Genomic DNA, 21,268 nt, shown 5'->3' on the forward strand with positions numbered 1-21,268 from the left:
CACACATTTATTTGTTATTTTACAATTATAACGAAATCATCCGAAGATGGAGGGAATCTTTTGAGAAAGTATGTTTTTCTTCTCTGTTTTTTATTTCTATTAGTAGGGTGTCAAGGAAGTTCGTATACACCAATTGCTAAAGATAAAAATGTTATTATAACAACGAATATAAAAGAAGGCAGTATTAGTTTTATTGATAAAAAAGATAAAAAGTTAATCACGACATGGGAACTAAATGAGCCAATGGCCGGAATCACACTGCTTCCAAATGGTGAGGAAATACTTGTATACGGTAAGCAATTAGAATATATGTATGTATATTCACTAACGGAAGGAAGGCAAGTGGGAAAATATAAAACTGGAAAGGGCATTGTAAATGTGGTCGTATCAGAAGATAAAAAACAATTATTTGCTGCCGATCAAAATGTTCAAAAGGTAAGGTTCTTTACGATAAATGGGAAAGAGACAGGAAATGTTTCAACAGGCAAAGGACCTATAACGATGGTAGAGTATCATAATCGGTTATCTGTATTAAACTTTTATGATACGAAACTAACGACAATTGATACGAAGAAAAAAGAGGTTGTTCAATCCTTTATGATTCCACCAGCATCAGCAGGAGCAACGATTAGTCCTGATGGGAAAGAAATATGGATTGGCGGACATGGTGATGGAAATCAAGTAAATGAGAAAGTGTTAGTATATTCTTTGCAGGATGGAGAAATGGTACGTTCTTTACATGCTCCATTTATGCCTGTGAATATAACGAAGGATAGTAAGTACGTATATGCATTAAGTCATGGGTCGAATACACTTAGAAAGTTTGATATTAGCACATATAAAGAAATAGCTTCTGTAGAAGTAGGATCAAATCCATTTGCATTTTTGGAGAGCGGAGCAGAAGGATATGTAGCAAGTTATGATAGTGATGAAGTGTGCGTTATGGATATGAAGAATTTGAAAATAAAACAAACAATTAAAGTCGGAAAAGGACCGTTTCAACTCATAGAGAGGGAAGGGAAGGACAATGAATAAATATAGAGTACTAGTTGTAGATGATGAAAGTGATATGAGGCAGCTTGTTGGAATGTATTTGGATAACTTTGGATATGAGTGGGGAGAAGCTGAGAATGGAAAAGAGGCTCTTAAAAAACTAGAAACGGATCATTATGATTTCGTTGTATTAGATATAATGATGCCAGAAATGGATGGACTTTCAGTTTGTAAAGAAATTAGAAAAACGTCAGATGTGCCGATTATATTTTTAACCGCAAAAGGTGAAGAGTGGAATAGGGTGAACGGCTTACGTATGGGAGCAGATGACTATATTGTAAAACCGTTTAGTCCTGGTGAATTAGTCGCCCGTATGGAAGCTGTGCTAAGAAGATATACAAAGCAAGAACAGCAAGAAGAGATTCAATTTGGACCAATTCTTATCAATGAAAAAAGTAGAAGAATCGAGGCGGATGGTGAGTCGATTTCTCTTACTGTAAAAGAGTTTGATTTACTATATTTTCTTTGCCAGCATACAGGACAAGTATTTAGCCGGGAGCAATTACTTGAAAAGGTATGGGGATATGATTATGCCGGAAGTACAAGAACAGTAGATACGCACGTGAAAACGATGCGCTTGAAGCTTGGAGAAAGTGGAAACTACATTCAAACTGTTTGGGGTGTAGGCTATAAATTCGAGGTGTAACGCATGTTTACAATGGTACAAAAACTTTGGCTTACAGTAGTATGTGCAGTATGTGTAACAGTGTCCTTTCTTTATTTCGTATCTTTATACTCGTATGAAAAACTATACGTTGATAATTTAAAAGGTTCATTAGTAATGGAAGGAAAAAATCTTGCTGCTCAATATGATAAGCACGAAGGAATATCAACTTTTGAAGAGAAAGTAAGATCGTTTGATCAAATATCTAGTTCAGACGTTATTTTCGTGTCTAATCCGCGTGATTTAAGTGCATGTTTGCCTTTTGATGTGCATCATCATTCCCTTATAAGTGAAGGAGATAGGCAAACGCTATTAGATGGGAAAACTGTGACAAAAATAGGATATGAAGAACATTTTGACCGTAATATTATGGGGGTTGTCATCCCTGTATTAGAAAATAAAAAATTAGTCGGAATTGTCTATTCGTATATTCCTTTAAAAAGTATAAAAGATTTAATCTATGATATGGGTCTTATTTTAGCACCGTTAGCAATTGCTATGATTTTAATTACTATATGGGTTGGAAGAAAAATTATAATTGCAATTACGAAGCCACTTTCGCAAATGGAACGGGTTGCAAATCATTTGGCTACGGGAGATTTCTCGGAGCGGATTACAGTTTCTTCAGAGGATGAGATTGGACGACTAGGAAAAGCATTTAATAAAATGGCCAATTCATTAGAAACAGAAGATGTAAAGCGTAAGGAATTTTTAGCAAATGTTTCGCATGAACTTAGAACACCACTTAGTTATATAAAAGGGTATAGCGAGGCTATTTTAGATGGCGTTGCCAAGGGACCGCAGCAGGAAAAAGTAACGCAGCTAATTCATAAAGAAGCAGGTCGTATGCAGCGTCTCGTTCATGACTTGTTAGACTTAGCACAATTAGAAGGTGAGCACTTTCCGTTAAAGAAGCAACCTATCGTTTTTTCACAGCTGATTGAAGACGTATTAGATACGTATGAGATTAAGTTTATAGAAAAGGAACTTCATATTTCAACCAATTTAAATCCAGAGATCATTGTCATGATTGATGAGGATCGTATGCAACAAGTGCTTCATAATGTGTTAGATAATGCGATACGGTATACAAATCAAAACGGAAATATCGTTATAACTTTAGAGCAAATCGATGATTACTGTGAATTGAAAATAAAAGATACAGGAATTGGCATTGATATAGAGCATTTGGAGAATCTTGGGGAACGCTTTTACCGAGTTGATAAAGCGAGAAGTCGTCAACACGGTGGAACAGGTTTAGGCCTTGCTATTGTGAAACAAATTGTTCATATACATGGTGGACATTGGAAAATTGAAAGTGAAAAAGATAAGGGAACAACGGTTATTATTAAACTGAATGTACAGGATGAGGGGGGCATGTTCTAATTTTTAGGACATGTTCTTTATATTGAAGAAAATATTTATCCCGCTATTTGCCGGACAGTAAGACCTTCACCTCAAAATTCAACGGAAGCAAAGAAGTTAGGTGGAGGCCCTGCTGTCCGTAAAAGCCCGATTGGTGAGGGCTAATAATCAGTGGGGGATGAACAAAACCCCTACTGATTAAAGTTTCACTTTATACGTAAAAATATAAATTAATATGTAATAAATATCGAAAATTTGACTATTTTATGAACAAAACATTTGTACTTCTTATCAATTCGGTCTAAAATAGTTATGATGCAAAGTTCTTATAAATCGTTTCAATTGTTGTTTGGAAGATACTGAGGTGATTTAACTGGAGTACAAATCTATTAAACCGAAAAAAATTTACGAAGAAGTATCTGAAGCTATTTTAACAATGATTAAAAATGGTACGTTAAAACCTGGTGACAAACTACTCCCTGTGCATCAATTAGCTGAGCAGTTTCAAGTTGGTAGATCTGCTGTTCGTGAAGCGCTAAGTGCGCTAAGAGCGATGGGCTTAATTGAGATGAAACAAGGAGAAGGTACATATGTGAAGAACTTCGATTCTTCTTCATTAACGAAATCATTAAACAATAGATTATTAATGAAGAAAGAAGATATTTTGAATTTATTAGAAGTACGAAAGGTGCTTGAAGTGGGGGCAGTTCGAGTAGCGGCGGCAAAACGTACGGAAGATAATTTACAAAATATGAAACATTGGTTAGATGAAATGGCAAAGAGCATTGGAGATGAAAAGGCTGGCGAAAAAGCCGATTTTCAATTTCATATGGGAATTGCAGAGTCTTCGCATAATAGCATTTTGCTTGAACTCATGAATCATGTTTCAGAGATGATTGCTGAAACGATTGGTGAATCAAGACGCATTATTTTATATGGTGAACAAACGACATCAGAACGACTTATAGAAGAGCATCAAGTTATATATGATGCGGTGTTAAAACAAGATGTAGAATTAGCGCAGCAAGCAATGCTAGATCATTTAACAAATGTAGAACATATTGTCACAGGTAAAAACGATATAAATTCGTAATTTAATCTTTTAAAAATTTAATTTTCTGATAAAATAGAGAAAGATTAAGTAAGCGTTTTCTTTAGAAGAGGGAGAGGATAGGCCATGGTTGAGCCTATTTCTTCTCTACTCAATCATCTGATGACCATATGTTTGTTGGCGAAGTTGTAAAAAGGGGGAGTAATAGTTATGAAAGTTACTTTATTTGTTACTTGTTTAGTCGATATGTTCGAAACAAATGTCGGCAAAGCAACAGTTGAAGTGTTGGAGCGTTTAGGTTGTGAAATTGAATTTCCAGAAGCACAAGTTTGTTGTGGCCAGCCTGCTTATAATAGTGGCCATGTAGAAGCAGCAAAAGAAGCGATGAAACATATGATTGAAACTTTCGAAGATGCAGAATATATCGTTACGCCATCTGGTTCGTGTGCGACAATGTTTCATGAGTATCCGCATGTTTTCAAAGATGATCCAAAGTGGGCTAAACGTGCACGAAAAGTTGCTGATAAAACCTATGAATTTACACAGTTTATTGTAGATGTTTTAAAAGTTACAGATGTTGGTGCAAGTTTACCAGGGATAGCTACTATTCATAAATCATGTCATATGACACGTATGCTCGGAATAAAAGAAGCACCAGGAATTTTATTATCAAATGTAAAAGGATTAACTGTGAGAGATTTACCAAACGTGCAAAATTGTTGCGGGTTTGGGGGAACGTTTTCAGTTAAGATGACTCCAATTTCTGAGCAAATGGTAGACGAAAAAGTAGATAGTGTAATGGAAACAGGTGCAGATTATTTAATCGGTGCAGATTGTGGGTGTTTGTTAAACATTGGCGGACGTATTGAGCGTTTAGGAAAAGAAGTAAAAGTAATGCATATTGCTGAGGTACTGAATAGTCGCTCATGAAGGGGGAACATAAGCTATGTCTATGAAAATCAGTGAGAAAAAATTTAATGATCGCGTTGGTGATGGAATTCAAGATTCGTTTATGCGCGGAGCAGTTTCTTCTGCACAAACGCGTTTATATACGAATCGCTTAAAAGCCGCAGATGAATTAGGAAACTGGGAAGAGTGGCGAGAACTAGGTGAACAAATTCGTCAACATACGTTAGAAAATCTTGATTATTATTTAATGCAGTTAAGTGAAAATGTATCAAAAAGAGGCGGACACGTGTACTTTGCGAAGACGAAAGAGGAAGCAGCAAAGTATATTCAAGACGTTGCCAAAAAGAAACAAGCGAAAAAAGTAGTAAAATCAAAGTCGATGGTAACAGAAGAAATCAGTATGAATCATGCGCTTGAAGAGATTGGCTGTGAAGTGTTAGAGAGTGACTTAGGAGAGTATATCTTGCAAGTAGATAACGATCCACCTTCACATATTATTGCACCTGCACTTCATAAAAATAGAACGCAAATTCGCGACGTATTTAAAGAAAAGCTAGGCTATGAAAATTCTGATGACCCGTATGAAATGACAAAGTTTGTTCGTAAACAACTTCGTGAGAAATTTATGGATGCAGAAATTGGTGTAACTGGTTGTAACTTTGCTGTTGCAAATACTGGCTCTCTTTGTTTAGTAACGAATGAAGGTAATGCAGATCTTGTTATGTCAATTCCTAAAACACAAATAGCGGTAATGGGTATGGAACGTATGGTTCCGACAATGGAAGAATTAGATGTTTTAGTTGGTTTACTATGTCGTAGTGCAGTAGGTCAAAAATTAACAAGTTATGTAACAGTAGCGGGGCCAATTCAAGAAGAGGAAGTTGATGGACCTGAAGAATTTCATTTAGTTGTTGTTGATAATGGTCGCTCTCAAATTCTTGGATCTGAATTCCGTTCAGTATTACAATGTATTCGTTGCGCTGCTTGTGTTAATGTATGTCCTGTATATCGTCACGTTGGTGGACATTCATATGGATCGATTTACTCAGGACCAATCGGTGCGGTATTAACACCGCTTCTAGGTGGATATGATGATTACAAAGAGCTTCCTTATGCATCTAGTTTATGCGGAGCATGTACAGAAGCTTGTCCAGTAAAAATTCCATTGCATGATTTATTATTAAAACATCGTCAAGTTATTGTTGAGCAAGAAGGTCGTGCACCACTTGCAGAAAAACTAGCGATGAAAATGTTTAGTATGGGTGCTTCTTCAGCTGCTTTATATAAAATGGGATCAAAAATGGCACCAGCGGCAATGAGTCCATTTACATCTGGTAATCGTGTATCAAAAGGTGTTGGACCACTTAAAAACTGGACGGATATTCGGGAATTCCCAGCTCCAAGTAAAGAGCGATTCCGTGATTGGTATAAAGATCATAAGAAAGGCGGGGATAAATAATGACAGGATTAATTCAAAACCGTGATGCCTTTCTAGATAACATTGCAAAAGAACTTGGGCGCGCGCGTAAAACAGAAGGTGTAGAGCGACCAGTATGGAAAAGTAATGTGAATATAGAAACGTTAAAAGATTGTTCACAAGAAGAATTACTAGAAGTGTTTAAAAAGCAATGTACAAACATTCATACAACTGTAGTAGAAACGACAAATGACCGATTAGGTGAAGACCTTCAAAAAGTAATCATGGAAAACGGCGGTGGACCTATTTTATTATCAGCAGATGAGCGTTTTGATGCATATGGTTTAACATCTTTATTTAAAGAAGAACTTCCAAAGCGAGACGTTGAAGTAAACGTATGGGATCCAGAGAGAAAAGACGAAAATATGCGTTTAGCTGAAAAAGCGAATATTGGTATTGCATTTAGTGATTATACATTAGCTGAATCTGGTACAATTGTTGTACAAAGTCATAAAGGGCAAGGACGTTCTTTACACTTTTTACCGACTGTATATTTTGCTATTATTCCACGTGAAACACTTGTGCCTCGTATTACACAAGCAGTTCAGGATATGAACTTACGCGTAGAAAATGGGGAGACAGCGGCATCTTGTATTAACTTTATTACAGGGCCAAGTAACTCGGCTGACATTGAGATGAATCTTGTTGTCGGAGTACATGGACCATTAAAAGCAGTATATTTTATCGTATAAAAGAGGGGAAAGCAGGCCAGAAAATGGCCTGCTTTTTAGTAGAATAAAGGATAATATGAAGTAGAAGTTCTCTCCTTTTTTTGCTATGTTTTTTGGGAAAGGAGAGGAAGGGATGTTCACTTATTTATATGCACTGTTAGCAGGGATGGTGTTTGGTTCTTTTTTTATGCTAGTTGCGATGAGGGTTCCATTAGGTGCGTCTATTATTACCCCGCGTTCACATTGTTATTATTGCAAATATGTGCTAAGGCCAAAAGAACTAATCCCCATCATTTCATTTTATATACAAAGAGGCTGTTGTACGAATTGTAAGAGGAAAATTCCAATTATGTATGTAGCATTTGAATGTATAACAGGAAGTATATTTCTTCTTACCGTGTATATGATTGGAATAGAACGAGAGCTTATTATCATTTTATCCCTTTTTTCGCTACTTCTTATTATTTCAGTTACAGATTACTTATATATGTTAATTCCTGATTGTATTTTAATTTCGTTTGCCGTTTTACTCATTCTTGAAAGTGTTTTTGTACAATTAGTTACTTGGACAGATAGTATAGTTGGTAGTGGTGTTATATTCATTTTGTTATATTGCATGCAAAAGATATATCCAGAAGGGCTTGGCGGAGGTGATATAAAACTACTTTCGTTACTTGGGTTTATAGTAGGAGTGAAAGGCGTTTTTATCATTTTATTTTTAGCATCTTGTTTCAGTCTTTGTTTCTTTGGGGTGGGTATCGTATTAAAACGTATAGAAGTACGAAAACCAATTCCATTTGGTCCTTTTATTAGTCTTGGGGCAATATGTTATGTATTGGCCGCATATTCAAATTAGAGAGGGAATAGAAAATGAACGTATATATGGATGATTAAAGAAGTTGCCCGTTCGGGTATGTGCCCGCAACTACAGTAGAATGTGCTTTGCAAATGGTTCGGGATTATGATGTGAATATTCTTTCCCTTGATTTTAATATGGGGTGGGGAGCAAAAAATGGACTGGATTTTGTAGAAGCTTTTTGTACAGAGGGGTTATATGTAAATGAAATTCACCTTCATACGAATGATGTCATCGGTATGCACAAGATGAAACAGAGAATGGATAAGGGAAAGGAAGAAGGAGAAATTAATCCTCACCTTGTTGTTAAATACGTGGGAAGCTAAAAACTCCAAAGTAAAACTTTGGAGTTTTTAATGTTTCATATGTGCTTGTAAAGGAATAATCTCTTCTTGTTGAGCTGCTGCGATTTCAGTTTCTTCCTGTTGAATTTCAGGTGTTTTTTTTGTTAAGTAGTGGTATACCATACCGACAAATACTGATCCGCCAATAATGTTACCGATTGTAACAGGAATTAAGTTATGAATAGCACCTGAAAAAGAAATTGTCTCAGGATGTGGTGAAACTAAAGATAAAGCAAAGAGTGACAAGTTTGCAATACTATGTTCGTAACCAGATAAGAAGAATGTGAAAACAAGTAGCATCATGACCATTATTTTTGCCGTGTCGCCTTTAACCTGAGATGGTAAGAAGCAAGCAAGACATACGAGCCAGTTACATAAAATGGCTTTAAAGAATAACTGCATTGTAGGTGTGTTCATCTTTCCTTCAACGACTTTATTCATTAAGTGACCGTGATCAATTGCTTCAAAAATTCCAGTTGCGTAAAATAGTAAGGCAAAGAATAACGCGCCGGCTAAGTTACCTGCATAACAAGCAACCCAGTTACGAAGTGTATCAGAAATCGTTGTTTCTTTTCTTAAAGTTGCTACAGTAAAGTACATTGTGTTTCCAGTAAACAATTCAGCACCGCCATATATAATAAGTACGAGAGCAATCCCGAAAAACATAGAAGTAGCTAAATAAGTTGCTGGTGAATCTGCAATGTGAAAAAAGTTACCTAATTTAAAACATAGTACAATAATAAAACCGATATAAATACCCGCAAGTGCAGCACGAATGAAATATTGCATTGGGTTTGTATCTAGCATTTTCTTTTTGCTTTTAGCCAGTTTGACAACATAATCTAGTCCTTGTTCTAGCATGAGTAATACGCTCCTTTAGTAAATCTTCTATAAATACTCCTTATATGAATAAAGTACATGGAATTGTTCTCACTTTCAATAAGTTTGTGCAATGTTTCACAAAAAGGACATACATACGTTAAGAAAACGTTTACAAAAGATAGTATAATGGAATTTTTTCTGGACATTGAGAGGAAGAAAGGAAAAAGAAAAAGCGCTGTAATTACAGCGCTTTTTCGTCTAAATTCTTTTCTACTTTTACTTCTACTTCTTTTGAGAAGAACCAACCACCAACTGCGATTCCGACTAATACAATCCAGAATGTAAGCTTCCACGGAGTGGATTCTGGGAATGAATGTGGAATTACATTTAATGCAGGGTGTGCTAATGTATAAACTGCTAGCTTCACACCAACCCAACCTACAATTAAGAATGCTGCAGTTTCAAGTCCTGGTTTACGTTTTAAGATTTGTACGAATGCAGTTGCTGCAAATCGCATAATGATTAATCCGATAAGTCCACCTACAAAGATAACAACGAATTGCCCAGTATCTAGACTACCAATTGTACCTAATCCTGTTTTTGGTAAAGTCATTGCTAGTGCAACCGCAGCTAAAATTGAATCAACTGCGAAGGCGATATCAGCAACTTCAACTTTAAATACAGTCCACCAGAAGTTCTCTTGTTTTTTCTTTGCTTCTTTTTCTTCTGTTTCTTCATCTGTATTCTTTTTAACATATGTTTTAAATAAGTGATTACCAGCGATAAACATAAGGTAGATGGCACCGATTGCTTGCACTTGCCATACATCGACTAAGAACGAAATCATAAATAACGATCCAAATCGGAAAACAAATGCCCCCGCTAATCCGTAAAATAGTGCTTTCTTTCGTTTTTCTTCTGGTAAATGTTTTACCATAATTGCAAGAACAAGAGCGTTATCAGCCGCTAAAATCCCTTCAAGTGCAATTAGGATGAGTAATACCCAACCATACTCCAATAATAATGATACATCCATGTACATTCTCCTCTCATCTCTATAAGTTCTAAATAAGTGAAGAATTTCCCCACTATTTAGTTTCCCCATACTCCTGCCTATTAACTTTGGAAGAATTTGGAAATGAATACAAAAAAGACCTCTGCCGTTAATAGGCAAAGGTCTTGCTAGACATATGTAATAAAAATGCCAACAAAGCCGGAAGAACTAAGTTCTACGTAATGACGACTTTGTTTCCAAGAAATATTCTTGGACGCTACTCCCCTTTGGAGATATGTTATTGTATTCTCATTATATGGATAATTGATACGGTTGTCAACCTGTTAAAATATCTTCATTAGGATATTTTATTTTCCGGTTCTTTTTACGAGCAAATGAAAAAGCCAATGTTAAAGGCCCCATTTTCCCAAAAAACATCATAAAGATAATAATAGCTTTTCCGATTATAGTTAAGTGGGGTGTTAAGTTCATACTGAGGCCAACAGTCCCGAATGCTGAAAATACTTCGAAAGCACTCATCAATAGAGGAACTCGCTCAGTAATACTCAAAATTAAAATAGCAAAAAAGATAAATGAAATGGAAATAATAGTAATGGTTAATGATTTGACAATGAGAGTATCTTTAATGGATTTTTTAAATACGACAATATCCTCTTGTTCTTGTAAAAATTTAAATACGCCAAAAAATATGATTAAAAATGTTGTTAACTTAATCCCACCACCCGTTGAAGCACTACCAGCACCAATAAACATAAGGAGCATCATTAATAGGAGGGAAGGTTTTGACAATGTAGAAATATCAACAGTATTAAACCCGGCAGTTCGTGTTGAAATTGCTTGAAAATAAGAGGCCATTCCTTCTTCAAATGGGGTAAAACCTCTCATAGAAAGGGAGTTATGGAACTCGAATATAAAAATAAAAAGGGTAGCAATAATGTTGACGATTAGAGTAGAAGTGAGCATAAGTTTTGAATGTAGTGTAAGGTTTTTAAAGTTTTTCTTTCTTTTTATGTCTACAATTACTGTAAAACCAATTCCACCTAAAATGATGAGAGAGGAAATGACGAAATTGACAAGAATGCTATGAGAATGGGACATTAAATTATCGCTCCACACAGAAAAACCAGCATTGTTAAAGGCTGAGATTGAATGGAAAAAACTATAATAGATCCCTTTGGCAACCCCATATTTGGGTACCCATTCAAAAGAAAGAATTAAAGTAGCGATACATTCGACTGTAAAAGAGAATAAAAATAATGCTTTGGCAAGACGGATAACGCCGCCGATATTCGTTTGATTTAATGCTTGTTGTAATAAAATACGGTTTTGAAGACCGATTTTTCTTCCGAGCATAATAGCAATTAAGACCGCAAAGCTCATAATGCCAAGCCCGCCAACTTGTATAAGCGTTAAAATGACACATTGTCCAAATAAAGTAAACACTTTTCCAGTATCCACAACACCAAGCCCAGTAACAGTACAAGCGGAAACGGTTGTAAATAAGGCATCGAGCCATGAAATGGACGTTGTCGTAGCAATTGGCAGTTTTAATAAGCATGTGCCGACAACTGATAATACAATAAAAGATAAAGTAAGAACGCGGGGAGGGCTCATGCTAATATTAATCCGTTTCATGTCACATATTGCTCCTTTCGTTTTGCTTTGATTAGTATGTGAAAAAGCACTATTATGTATGTTGAAAATAGAAAGAGGCAGATAATATCTGCCTCTAAGCCATATGTTATATAATTATCCACGTAATTGTTGTTGAGCTAAAGCAACAAGACGTTTTGTTACTTCACCGCCAACTGAACCGTTAGAACGAGATGCTGTATTAGAACCTAAGCTTACACCAAATTCTTGTGCAATTTCATATTTAAATTGTTCAAGCGCTTGTTCTGCACCTGGAACTAATAATTTGTTTGTTTTTACCATGTTGATACACATCCTTATGAGTAGTCCAGTTCAGCTAAGTTCTTATCTAAACTGGTAACGTTATTTTATGTGGAAATGACATACTCATACGCGGAAGTAATCGGTGCGATTAGAAGTTCTTGGATAGAAAAAAAGAGTAGCAACTTTGCTACTCTTTTTTTAGTATTGTCGCTGTTCCTTCCACGACAATATCATCTGATTGATTATATATGTTTGTTTGCAACGTAATGATTTTTTTATCGTCACGCTTCTTAATAACCTCTGCCACAACACGAAGTGTATCACCGATTTTGACAGGGGCACGGAATGAAACATTTTGGGATAAATAAATCGTATTTTTGCCTGGGAGTTTCGTTCCAAGGATAGTAGAAATAAAACTCGAAACGAGCATACCGTGAGCAATACGTTCTTTAAACATTGTCGTTTTTGCAAAAGAATCTAAAATGTGAATAGGATTCACATCTCCAGTCAATTTTGCAAAATTGATAACATCTTCATCTGTAATTGTTTTTGTAAGGGATGCTTGATCACCGACTTGAATCTCATCATAACGAAGCTCCGGAACAGTTTGTGCTTCTTGAAATGGATTCATTTTGTCCTCCTTCTTTTCCATATCGAAAAATGTTAGCCATCTTGATGTAGTAGGAGGAAGAAAGAGTTTTGTTTGTGCTGCAGTTAGCTCCCACATTTTTCTTACTTGATGGAAGTAAATAGATTTTTTGAGTTTTCCTCGAACTTTTTTGCGAGTTCCAACTGTTTTGACTTGAACTCTTCCAAAAAACCCTCTAACTGTTTTTGAGCCTCTTCACGTTGTAATTGTTGTTGCTCAATAAATTGTTTTGTTGTTTCTTCAAATTGACCGCTTGTTTGTGTCAGAATTGACAAAGATGTTTTTGTAGGAGAAACAGTAAGCTGATGCATATGAGCAGAAAGTTCTTTCCACTTGTCTTGCCACTCGTTAATTTGATCATTTAAGGAGTTACCAGTTAATTGTTTCACGTAATCTGTATATTGGTTATTGAACTGAGCAGTGATTTGTTGTAGTTCTTTTTCTAGTTCATCTACTCCTGATGTTAATTTATGCAAAGCATCTTGTTGTTGTTTTAATGTTTCTAAAGTAAGTTGCTCTAATTGTTTCCCAGCTGAAGAAAAAAGGGAAAGTGATTGAGACCAGTTTTTCCAAAATGCATCGACTAATTCGTATGGTTTAGTTTCCATTGTTTGACCCCCAAATGTTTTTTTGCATATTGTGAACGCAGATTACTCTGCTGTACCACCAGGTGAAGATGAAGAATCCTTTTCATCCTTTTCTGGAGAAGTAGAAAATGGAAAGAATGCATTGGTGTATAACGTGAAAAACGTCCGCAACATATTTTGATAATGTTCAAAAGAAGTCGCACATGTTGTTAAATATTGCTCTCCATATTCAGTTAAAGAATAAATTCTTTTTGCCGGCCCTCCATCGCTTGTATCCCAAGTAGAAGAAATAAGGTTTTCTTTTTCTAATTTGCGTAGTGTTCTATAAACATTACCTTGGTCAACAGAAGAAAAGCCGATATCCATTAGCATTTGAATAAGTTTGTAACCATGAAGACTCCAGTCTTTTAGACAGAGAAGTAAGAAGGGAACTAAGAAGTTTTTTGGCATGGAGTTTGGTTGTTTCGCTTGGTTGTTCTCCAAACTTTCGCGTTGTTCTGGTTCATTTTGTAGCATGATTGTGCATCACCTCATGAATCAGTTAGATGGAATTTTTTGCTTATAAGTGCAATTTACACCTATCTGTTTTTAAAGTCAACACATTTGTTAGAAAATAGAAAAAAATAAAATATAGACTTGAAGTTTTATTCAGAATATTAGAAAATAGTGAATAGGTTGAATTGTTTCAAAAAAGAAAAAGGGAGTGTAGGTAAAGTGATTGATCAAAAATTCGATCCACTACAAGCATGGAAAAATGCTTATGAACAAACCGAAACATTTTGGGGAAAAGCGCTCAATGAAACAATTAAAACAGAAGAATATTCTGCTTGGATGGGCAGCGTTCTAGATTTGAATTTGTTTTATCAAAAAGCATTAAATGATACGACAAAAAACTATTTAGAACAAGTAAATGTGCCGACGAAAGAGGATATCGCAAGAGTGGCTACGCTTGTTATTAACTTAGAAAATAAAGTAGATAACATTGAGGAGTTTCTAGAGGAGAAAGTAGATTCTTTAGGACAAGCTCCTACATTAAAGCGTGATGTGACAAAAGTGAAACAAGATATTCGTACGCTTGAAACAAAAGTAGATCAAATTTTAGAATTGCTAGAAAAGCAAAATGCAGTACTAGCTAAACTACAAGTACCTGTAAAAGAAGAGATAAAGCCTGCGAATAAGCCGGAAAATAAAAAATGATAAAAGCGCTTGTTTATAACAGGTAAAAGAGAGAGGGAGAATCTCTTTTCACATGTAAACAGCGAAACATAATTATATAGGGACTCTACAGTATGAGTACCAAAATGATTCATAACAATCGTTCACAAATTCATTTAAGGGGGAAAAGAAATGGTTCAATTAAATGGCAAAGTAGCAATCGTAACAGGTGGAGCAAAAGGGATTGGAAAAGCAATTACAGTAGCATTAGCACAAGAGGGAGCGAAAGTAGTTATTAACTATAATAGCAGTAAAGAAGCAGCTGAAAACTTAGTAAATGAACTAGGAAAAGACGGACATGACGTTTATGCAGTGCAAGCGGATGTTTCTAAAGTAGAAGATGCAAACCGACTTGTAGAAGAAGCTGTGAATCATTTTGGTAAAGTTGATATTCTTGTTAATAATGCTGGTATTACAAGAGATCGTACATTCAAAAAGTTAAATCGTGAAGATTGGGAGCGCGTAATTGACGTGAATTTAAGTAGCGTATTTAATACGACAAGTGCGGTTCTTCCATACATAACGGAAGCGGAAGAAGGAAGAATTATTAGCATTTCTTCTATTATTGGTCAAGCAGGTGGATTTGGCCAAACAAACTACTCAGCAGCAAAAGCGGGTATGTTAGGATTTACAAAATCATTAGCGTTAGAACTTGCAAAAACAAATGTCACTGTAAATGCAATTTGCCCAGGATTTATTGATACTGAAATGGTAGCAGAAGTGCCAGAAGAAGTACGTCAAAAAATCGTTGCAAAAATCCCGAAAAAACGTTTTGGTCAAGCTGATGAAATTGCAAAAGGTGTAGTATACCTATGCCGTGACGGTGCGTATATCACAGGTCAGCAATTAAACATTAACGGCGGATTATATATGTAATGAAGTAAGAAAAAAGTGCATATCCATAGCAGGAATGCACTTCTTTTTTTAAGAAGGAAATCGACCAAAAAGGAGATAAAAAAATGACTACATTCGCAACAGAATGGGAAAAGCAATTAGAGCTATACCCAGAAGAGTACCGAAAAGCATACCGCCGAGTGAAAAGGGCGAGTGAAATTTTATTACGTGAACCAGAGCCACAAGTAGGATTAACGCCGAAAGAGGTTATTTGGACGAAGAATAAGACGAAGCTTTATCGCTACATTCCAAAACAAGAAAAAACACAAAGAGTTCCAATTCTGTTAATATATGCTCTTATTAATAAACCATATATTATGGATTTAACTCCTGGAAATAGTTTAGTGGAATATCTAGTGGATCGTGGTTTTGATGTGTATATGCTTGATTGGGGCACATTTGGTTTAGAAGATAGTCATTTGAAATTTGATGATTTCGTGTTTGATTATATTGCAAAAGCAGTAAAAAAAGTAATGCGAACTGCAAAATCGGACGAGATTTCTTTACTTGGTTATTGCATGGGTGGAACGCTAACTTCTATTTATGCAGCACTTCATCCGCACATGCCAATTCGTAATTTAATTTTCATGACAAGTCCTTTTGATTTCTCTGAAACAGGATTGTATGGTCCTTTGTTAGATGAGAAATACTTCAATTTAGATAAAGCGGTTGATACATTTGGAAATATTCCGCCAGAAATGATTGATTTCGGAAACAAAATGTTAAAACCAATTACGAACTTTGTCGGTCCATATGTTGCTTTAGTAGATCGTTCAGAGAATGAGCGCTTCGTCGAAAGCTGGAGATTGGTTCAAAAGTGGGTTGGTGATGGTATTCCGTTCCCAGGTGAATCATACAGACAGTGGATTCGTGATTTTTATCAAAATAATAAACTGGTTAAGGGTGAACTCGTTATTCGCGGACAAAAGGTAGACCTTGCAAATATTAAGGCGAATGTCTTAAATATTTCCGGGAAACGTGATCATATCGCTTTGCCATGTCAAGTAGAAGCATTACTAGACCATATTTCTAGCACAGATAAACAATATGTATGTTTACCGACAGGGCATATGTCTATCGTTTACGGTGGAACGGCTGTAAAACAAACATATCCGACGATTGGAAATTGGCTTGAAGAGCGTTCTAATTAAAAATAAAAAATCCAACTAGCCTATGTTAGTTGGATTTTTTTATGGAAAATAACAAAACATAGAAAGGAGAAACTTATATTTTAGGAGTATAATTATGAAACTTATGAACGGTAAGTTGTTTTGGAATACAGGAGTTTCTGTACCTTGTTATCCACTGTTAGAAAATGATATGATATGTGATGTGCTCGTAGTCGGAAGCGGCGAAGCTGGTGCTCATATAGCGCATTCGTTAGCGAAAATTGGCATGAGTGTTACGCTTATTGAAAAAAGAGCAATTGGGTGTGGTAGCACAGCTGCTAATACAGGTTTACTACAATTCCTTCATGATAAATCGTTAACCTCCCTTATCCATACATTTGGTAAAGAAAAAGGGGTACGAGCATATAAGCTTTGTTATGAAGCGCTAAGAACAATGGAAGAGGTTATACCGACTTTTGATATTGATCCCCATTTTATTCCGCGAAATAGTTTATATTATGCAAGTAAAAGTGAGGATGTCTCATTTTTACAAGAGGAATATAATACGTTACAGAATTATGGATTTCCAGTTGAATATTTTACAGAAGCTGATATTAAGAAACGTTATTCTTTTGCAAAACAAGCAGCGTTATATACGCAAGGTGATGCTGAGGTGAATCCGTATTTATTAGCGCATAGTTTTTTGCATAAAGCAAACCAAATAGGAGCTAATATATATGAACATACAGAGGCAATACATATAAAAAAACGCCAAAATGATTTAATTTGTTACACGAAAACAGGAAATCAAATTGTAGCAAAGAATATTATTATGGCGACAGGTTATGAAGCGCTTTTTGGAAAGAAAGAAAAAAATACAACAGTAGAAACTTCTTATGCAATTGTAACAAATGAAATAGATCAGTTTGAAGGCTGGCATGAGCGATCGTTAATTTGGGAAACGGAACGGCCTTACTTATATTTTCGAACGTATCGAAACCGCATTATTGTAGGCGGATTAGATGAAGCGATGCAAATTCAAACAATCGGTGATACGAAATTATTGCATAAGCGTGATATCCTTATTAATATTGTAAAAGAGATGTTCCCGCAGTATAAAAATATACAGGCAGACTACTATTGGGCAGCCGCATTTGGTGGTACTCATGATGGTGTTCCCATTTTAAAAGAAGACGAAAAGATACATAATTTGTTTTACGCATTGCCGTATGGAGGTAATGGGACTGTATATGGAATGGTCTTTGCCAAATTATTTGAACAGTTATTTACAAATAAAGAAAGGGAAGATTTTTCTTTATTTAATCGATAGAAAAAAGGTAGCGAAGTGATGGAATGAGAGATATAAAAAAGTTTTTACAAAAATTACGTCCAGTACAACTCATTGTTTTATTTTATTTATTAGCAGTAGTTGTATCGGTAATCTTGCTTAGTTTACCGTTTGTTACGAAACCTGGTGTGAAATGGACATTTATAGATGCCCTTTTTACATCGGTTAGTGCGGTAAGTGTTACGGGGCTGTCTGTTATTACGATTTCAGATACGTTTACTACAGCAGGAATTATTGTTTTAGCCCTTATTTTACAATTAGGCGGCTTAGGAATTATGGCGCTTGGTACATTTGTTTGGATCATTACGGGGAAAAAGATTGGTTTGCAAAGAAGAAGATTAATTATGGCAGACCATAATCAAGGAAATTTATCGGGTCTTGTAGAATTGATGCGTTCTATTTTAATTGTAATTATTTCGATAGAACTTATTGGAGCAATCCTATTAGGTACAAGATTTTTACTTTACTTTCCGACTTGGCAAGAAGCTTATTTTCACGGTTTCTTTGCAGCAGTTAGTGCGACTACGAACGGTGGATTTGATTTAACAGGACAATCGTTAATTCCGTATAAAAAAGATTATATTGTTCAAATGATCCATATGTTACTAATTATTTTAGGAGCGATTGGTTTCCCTGTGCTAATGGAAGTGAAACAATTCCTTAGTAAAAGAGGACAACAATTATTTCGTTTTTCATTATTTACAAAATTGACGACAACAACATTTTTTGCACTCGTTGTTGTTGGTACAATTATGATTTTTTTACTGGAGAGAAATCACTTTTTAGTAGGAAAGTCATGGCATGAAACGGTATTTTATACATTATTCCAATCTGTGACGACGCGAAGTGGTGGACTTGCTACGATGGATATACGTGAATTGTCACAACCGACGCTTTTATTTATGAGTATATTAATGTTTATAGGGGCATCTCCCAGTTCGGTTGGGGGCGGAATACGTACAACTACATTTGCTGTTAGTATATTGTCACTATACACCTTTGCAAGGGGCGGTAGAACAGTTAGAGTCTTCAAACGTCAGCTACATGAAGAGGATGTACTAAAAGCATCTGTCGTTATGACGATGGGGATTTTGTTATGTGCTACTGCGCTATTCATTTTATCTATTACGGAAAATGTACCGCTTATGAGCTTAATTGTTGAAGTTTGTTCTGCTTTCGGAACGACGGGACTATCAACAGGTGTTACGCCTGATTTAACAACTGTTGGGAAACTTGTACTCATTGTGCTTATGTTTATCGGACGCGTTGGTATTTTAACATTTATTTTAGCTAGTGGTGGAAGGGAACAACCACCTCGCTATAAATACCCGAAAGAGCGGATTATTATTGGATAGTATGAAACCATTCTACCTACGTTAGGTAGAATGGTTTTTTAGTCGTTAATGCCAAATTGTGGATGCATAAAAGCTTCATTTTTATTATCCACTTCGTTTTTTAGTAACTCTTGATTTTCTTCTGAAATCCACCCAATATCATTTGTCGGATGGATCCACTCATCGCCAGCCATAATGGCAGGATCTACTTCATCACTCCAATTGTTAAGCGGACTGTTCTCGGAATTATATTTACTGTCTCCAATTACAACATTATATTGATTCACAAAAGGTTGTTGCATCGTTTTTCCTGTTCCTTTAAAAGATGGAAAATTCATTTGATGCGGGAGCGTTTCGTCTAAAATTGGTGATTGAATCTTTTCTTTTTTCTTCAAAATTATCGCTCCTTTTTATAATGATTTCTTCATATGTAGTATTTCCATCTAACGCCCCTTATGTACTTGTTAACACTTGCCAGTAATAATTATTTTAAGTTGTTTCAAACTAGAGTAGAAAGTGATTTCTTGAGAGCAGGTGAATGTATTGGTAAAAAGAAAAGTGAAACAAAATGCGGCAATCAATAATAATAAAACTCCGAAAGAAAGCTTACCAGATGCAGAATTTGCATTAGAGTATGAAGGAGAAAATAGCGCAAAGTATGCTAATCGTAATTCAAAAAAAGGGAAACAAAAATGAGGCGTTTTTTACAAACGCCTCATTTTTTTGTGGGATTATAAAGGTTTTTTTAATTATTTGTAAATTTAGTGTTTTCTATTAGCAGAAAAATGCGAAAAAACATAGAAGTAGCAACGTATTACACAAAAACAAACAACAAACAAAAGATTAATGTTGGTTTAATACTGCTTTTACACTAGTTGTTTATATTTGAGTTGTACATAAGATTTGTAAAAGGAGAGAGAAACAGTGAAAAAAACAATCTTTAAAGCTGTAGCGACTGGAATGGTATTTTCGTTATTAATGGGGTGTGGTGCAAAGAAGGAAGAAAGTGCTGGAGCGAAAGTGAAAGATGACAAATTATCTGGATCATTAACTGTTTACACAGCAATTGAAGAAGAGCTTGTACCAATTTATCTTGATTCCTTTAAAAAGAAATATCCTGATGTGAAATTGAACATTGTACGTGATTCAACAGGAGTTATTACTGCGAAATTGCTAGCTGAAGGGAAAAATACACAAGCAGATGTTGTATGGGGAACTGCGGCATCAAGTCTATTAGCTTTAGATAAAAAAGATATGTTAAAAGGATACTCTCCAAAAGGAGCAGATCGTGTTCTTCCACAATTTAAAGATGATAAGCAACCTGAAAAATGGGTAGGAAATACTGCATTTATGACGGGGATTGCTGTAAATAAAGAAGAGTTAAAGAAGAAAAATTTACCGATGCCAGAATCATATGAAGATTTAACGAAACCAGAGTATAAAGGAACACTTGTTATGCCACATCCAGCATCATCTGGAACAGGATTTTTAACAGTTTCTGCATGGCTACAAATCATGGGTGAAGATAAAGGCTGGGATTACATGAAGAAACTTCATGATAATATGGCAAGTTATACGCATTCAGGATCAAAACCAGCGAAATTAGCAGGAGCAGGTGAATATCCAGTCGGTGTATCAATGGTTTATAGTGCTTTAAAAGAGAAACAAAAAGGTGCACCAGTTGAAGTTGTACTGCCGAAAGAAGGATTAGGGTGGGAAGTAGAAGCGAACGCACTTATTAAGAAAGATAATGCGAAAAATGATAAATTAGCACAAGCATTTTTAGATTGGGCAATTACTGATGATGTAATGAAGTTATACTTTGAGAAAAATGGATTTGCGACAATTAAAAATGATTATAAACTTCCAGAGGGATTCCCGAAAGATGTTACTGAAAAATTATATAAAAAGAATGACTTTAAATGGGCAGCAGAAAATCGTGATAAAATTTTAGAAAAATGGGAAAAAGAGTTTGGCCAAAAAGCAGAACCGAAAAAGTAAGTGAGTGG

23 protein-coding genes, 1 pseudogene and 1 riboswitch are annotated in these 21,268 nt (G+C 35.5%); of the genes and pseudogenes, 16 read left to right on the plus strand and 8 right to left on the minus strand.

Annotated features, from left to right (window positions below):
• Positions 1 to 60 precede the first annotated feature (60 nt).
• From H6481_RS03705 to H6481_RS03745, 9 genes and pseudogenes are all read left to right on the plus strand, one after another.
• Positions 61 to 1,035 (plus strand): YncE family protein, encoded by a 975-nt coding sequence (locus tag H6481_RS03705; protein WP_182811040.1) that lies wholly within the window; start codon positions 61 to 63, stop codon positions 1,033 to 1,035.
• Positions 1,028 to 1,699, plus strand: coding sequence for a response regulator transcription factor (locus tag H6481_RS03710; RefSeq protein ID WP_001046397.1), 672 nt, complete (start codon positions 1,028 to 1,030; stop codon positions 1,697 to 1,699). Before H6481_RS03705 ends, H6481_RS03710 begins: the two co-directional genes overlap by 8 nt.
• A gap of 3 nt (positions 1,700 to 1,702) precedes the next feature.
• Positions 1,703 to 3,103 (plus strand): ATP-binding protein, encoded by a 1,401-nt coding sequence (locus H6481_RS03715; protein WP_000494810.1) that lies wholly within the window; start codon positions 1,703 to 1,705, stop codon positions 3,101 to 3,103.
• A 382-nt stretch (positions 3,104 to 3,485) separates the two neighbouring features.
• Positions 3,486 to 4,175 carry a FadR/GntR family transcriptional regulator gene (locus tag H6481_RS03720; protein ID WP_254904472.1) on the plus strand — a complete coding sequence of 230 codons (690 nt, stop codon included), beginning with the start codon at positions 3,486 to 3,488 and terminating at the stop codon, positions 4,173 to 4,175.
• 168 nt (positions 4,176 to 4,343) lie between these two features.
• On the plus strand, positions 4,344 to 5,063 hold the full coding sequence (locus tag H6481_RS03725; protein ID WP_182811042.1) for a (Fe-S)-binding protein: 720 nt from the start codon (positions 4,344 to 4,346) through the stop codon (positions 5,061 to 5,063).
• A 16-nt stretch (positions 5,064 to 5,079) separates the two neighbouring features.
• A complete protein-coding gene (locus tag H6481_RS03730) occupies positions 5,080 to 6,501 on the plus strand; it encodes a LutB/LldF family L-lactate oxidation iron-sulfur protein (RefSeq protein ID WP_000061930.1) in 1,422 nt (473 codons plus the stop codon).
• A complete protein-coding gene (locus tag H6481_RS03735) occupies positions 6,501 to 7,211 on the plus strand; it encodes a lactate utilization protein C (protein WP_000147182.1) in 711 nt (236 codons plus the stop codon). Before H6481_RS03730 ends, H6481_RS03735 begins: the two co-directional genes overlap by 1 nt.
• 112 nt (positions 7,212 to 7,323) lie before the next feature.
• Positions 7,324 to 8,046 carry an A24 family peptidase gene (locus tag H6481_RS03740; RefSeq protein ID WP_000495719.1) on the plus strand — a complete coding sequence of 241 codons (723 nt, stop codon included), beginning with the start codon at positions 7,324 to 7,326 and terminating at the stop codon, positions 8,044 to 8,046.
• A gap of 14 nt (positions 8,047 to 8,060) precedes the next feature.
• Positions 8,061 to 8,372 (plus strand): annotated as a pseudogene (locus H6481_RS03745) (cyclic-phosphate processing receiver domain-containing protein).
• 27 nt (positions 8,373 to 8,399) lie between these two features.
• Here H6481_RS03745 and H6481_RS03750 read toward each other — a convergent pair.
• From H6481_RS03750 to phaQ, 7 genes are all read right to left on the minus strand, one after another.
• Complete coding sequence (locus tag H6481_RS03750) at positions 8,400 to 9,251, minus strand: formate/nitrite transporter family protein (RefSeq protein ID WP_075718809.1); 852 nt, start codon at positions 9,249 to 9,251, stop codon at positions 8,400 to 8,402.
• A gap of 202 nt (positions 9,252 to 9,453) precedes the next feature.
• Positions 9,454 to 10,248, minus strand: coding sequence for a TerC family protein (locus H6481_RS03755; RefSeq protein WP_000383326.1), 795 nt, complete (start codon positions 10,246 to 10,248; stop codon positions 9,454 to 9,456).
• Between the two features lie 91 nt (positions 10,249 to 10,339).
• A riboswitch (yybP-ykoY riboswitch) is annotated at positions 10,340 to 10,504 on the minus strand.
• A 38-nt stretch (positions 10,505 to 10,542) separates the two neighbouring features.
• A complete protein-coding gene (locus H6481_RS03760) occupies positions 10,543 to 11,862 on the minus strand; it encodes a TrkH family potassium uptake protein (protein WP_000822356.1) in 1,320 nt (439 codons plus the stop codon).
• Positions 11,863 to 11,976: 114 nt separating this feature from the next.
• Complete coding sequence (locus tag H6481_RS03765) at positions 11,977 to 12,162, minus strand: alpha/beta-type small acid-soluble spore protein (RefSeq protein ID WP_000241212.1); 186 nt, start codon at positions 12,160 to 12,162, stop codon at positions 11,977 to 11,979.
• Between the two features lie 148 nt (positions 12,163 to 12,310).
• The gene (locus H6481_RS03770) at positions 12,311 to 12,754 is read right to left on the minus strand and encodes a MaoC family dehydratase (protein WP_001067916.1); all 444 of its coding nucleotides are present in this window, start codon (positions 12,752 to 12,754) and stop codon (positions 12,311 to 12,313) included.
• A gap of 101 nt (positions 12,755 to 12,855) precedes the next feature.
• Positions 12,856 to 13,380: a polyhydroxyalkanoic acid inclusion protein PhaP gene (gene phaP / locus H6481_RS03775; protein WP_098852284.1), complete on the minus strand. Its 525-nt coding sequence runs from the start codon at positions 13,378 to 13,380 to the stop codon at positions 12,856 to 12,858.
• Positions 13,381 to 13,422: 42 nt separating this feature from the next.
• Positions 13,423 to 13,875: a poly-beta-hydroxybutyrate-responsive repressor gene (phaQ, locus tag H6481_RS03780; RefSeq protein WP_000939954.1), complete on the minus strand. Its 453-nt coding sequence runs from the start codon at positions 13,873 to 13,875 to the stop codon at positions 13,423 to 13,425.
• 198 nt (positions 13,876 to 14,073) lie between these two features.
• On the opposite strand from phaQ, the gene phaR reads away from it, so the two are divergent.
• From phaR to H6481_RS03805, 5 genes are all read left to right on the plus strand, one after another.
• Entirely contained in the window at positions 14,074 to 14,556 is a 483-nt protein-coding gene (phaR, locus tag H6481_RS03785) for a polyhydroxyalkanoic acid synthase subunit PhaR (protein WP_000566941.1), read from the plus strand.
• Between the two features lie 150 nt (positions 14,557 to 14,706).
• Positions 14,707 to 15,450, plus strand: coding sequence for an acetoacetyl-CoA reductase (locus H6481_RS03790; protein ID WP_000250407.1), 744 nt, complete (start codon positions 14,707 to 14,709; stop codon positions 15,448 to 15,450).
• An 83-nt stretch (positions 15,451 to 15,533) separates the two neighbouring features.
• Positions 15,534 to 16,619, plus strand: coding sequence for a class III poly(R)-hydroxyalkanoic acid synthase subunit PhaC (phaC, locus tag H6481_RS03795; protein WP_000206336.1), 1,086 nt, complete (start codon positions 15,534 to 15,536; stop codon positions 16,617 to 16,619).
• Between the two features lie 94 nt (positions 16,620 to 16,713).
• Positions 16,714 to 17,907 carry an FAD-dependent oxidoreductase gene (locus H6481_RS03800; protein WP_182811044.1) on the plus strand — a complete coding sequence of 398 codons (1,194 nt, stop codon included), beginning with the start codon at positions 16,714 to 16,716 and terminating at the stop codon, positions 17,905 to 17,907.
• Positions 17,908 to 17,930: 23 nt separating this feature from the next.
• Complete coding sequence (locus tag H6481_RS03805) at positions 17,931 to 19,280, plus strand: TrkH family potassium uptake protein (RefSeq protein WP_001204706.1); 1,350 nt, start codon at positions 17,931 to 17,933, stop codon at positions 19,278 to 19,280.
• 38 nt (positions 19,281 to 19,318) lie between these two features.
• Here the strand turns inward: H6481_RS03805 and H6481_RS03810 are convergent, their stop codons facing one another.
• Positions 19,319 to 19,654 (minus strand): DUF3905 domain-containing protein, encoded by a 336-nt coding sequence (locus tag H6481_RS03810; protein WP_000726028.1) that lies wholly within the window; start codon positions 19,652 to 19,654, stop codon positions 19,319 to 19,321.
• Between the two features lie 148 nt (positions 19,655 to 19,802).
• Here H6481_RS03810 and H6481_RS03815 point away from each other — a divergent pair, with 148 nt between their 5' ends.
• Together H6481_RS03815 and H6481_RS03820 are read left to right on the plus strand one after the other, a co-directional pair.
• Entirely contained in the window at positions 19,803 to 19,955 is a 153-nt protein-coding gene (locus H6481_RS03815; protein WP_000240799.1) for a hypothetical protein, read from the plus strand.
• Between the two features lie 228 nt (positions 19,956 to 20,183).
• A complete protein-coding gene (locus H6481_RS03820; RefSeq protein WP_000750893.1) occupies positions 20,184 to 21,260 on the plus strand; it encodes a putative 2-aminoethylphosphonate ABC transporter substrate-binding protein in 1,077 nt (358 codons plus the stop codon).
• Positions 21,261 to 21,268 lie beyond the last annotated feature (8 nt).

This window comes from Bacillus sp. ME78 (assembly GCF_903970865.1).
Classification (GTDB): Bacteria; Bacillota; Bacilli; order Bacillales; family Bacillaceae_G; genus Bacillus_A; species Bacillus_A cereus.

Coding starts and splice junctions, on each gene's coding strand:
- phaC (WP_000206336.1), top strand. CDS start 15,534: ATGACTACATTCGCAACAGAATGGGAAAAGCAATTAGAGCTATACCCA.
- H6481_RS03750 (WP_075718809.1), bottom strand. CDS start 9,251: ATGCTAGAACAAGGACTAGATTATGTTGTCAAACTGGCTAAAAGCAAA.
- H6481_RS03730 (WP_000061930.1), top strand. CDS start 5,080: ATGTCTATGAAAATCAGTGAGAAAAAATTTAATGATCGCGTTGGTGAT.
- H6481_RS03715 (WP_000494810.1), top strand. CDS start 1,703: ATGTTTACAATGGTACAAAAACTTTGGCTTACAGTAGTATGTGCAGTA.
- H6481_RS03800 (WP_182811044.1), top strand. CDS start 16,714: ATGAAACTTATGAACGGTAAGTTGTTTTGGAATACAGGAGTTTCTGTA.
- H6481_RS03770 (WP_001067916.1), bottom strand. CDS start 12,754: ATGAATCCATTTCAAGAAGCACAAACTGTTCCGGAGCTTCGTTATGAT.
- H6481_RS03740 (WP_000495719.1), top strand. CDS start 7,324: ATGTTCACTTATTTATATGCACTGTTAGCAGGGATGGTGTTTGGTTCT.
- H6481_RS03735 (WP_000147182.1), top strand. CDS start 6,501: ATGACAGGATTAATTCAAAACCGTGATGCCTTTCTAGATAACATTGCA.
- H6481_RS03725 (WP_182811042.1), top strand. CDS start 4,344: ATGAAAGTTACTTTATTTGTTACTTGTTTAGTCGATATGTTCGAAACA.
- H6481_RS03765 (WP_000241212.1), bottom strand. CDS start 12,162: ATGGTAAAAACAAACAAATTATTAGTTCCAGGTGCAGAACAAGCGCTT.
- H6481_RS03790 (WP_000250407.1), top strand. CDS start 14,707: ATGGTTCAATTAAATGGCAAAGTAGCAATCGTAACAGGTGGAGCAAAA.
- H6481_RS03805 (WP_001204706.1), top strand. CDS start 17,931: ATGAGAGATATAAAAAAGTTTTTACAAAAATTACGTCCAGTACAACTC.
- phaQ (WP_000939954.1), bottom strand. CDS start 13,875: ATGCTACAAAATGAACCAGAACAACGCGAAAGTTTGGAGAACAACCAA.
- H6481_RS03710 (WP_001046397.1), top strand. CDS start 1,028: ATGAATAAATATAGAGTACTAGTTGTAGATGATGAAAGTGATATGAGG.
- phaP (WP_098852284.1), bottom strand. CDS start 13,380: ATGGAAACTAAACCATACGAATTAGTCGATGCATTTTGGAAAAACTGG.
- H6481_RS03760 (WP_000822356.1), bottom strand. CDS start 11,862: ATGAAACGGATTAATATTAGCATGAGCCCTCCCCGCGTTCTTACTTTA.
- H6481_RS03755 (WP_000383326.1), bottom strand. CDS start 10,248: ATGGATGTATCATTATTATTGGAGTATGGTTGGGTATTACTCATCCTA.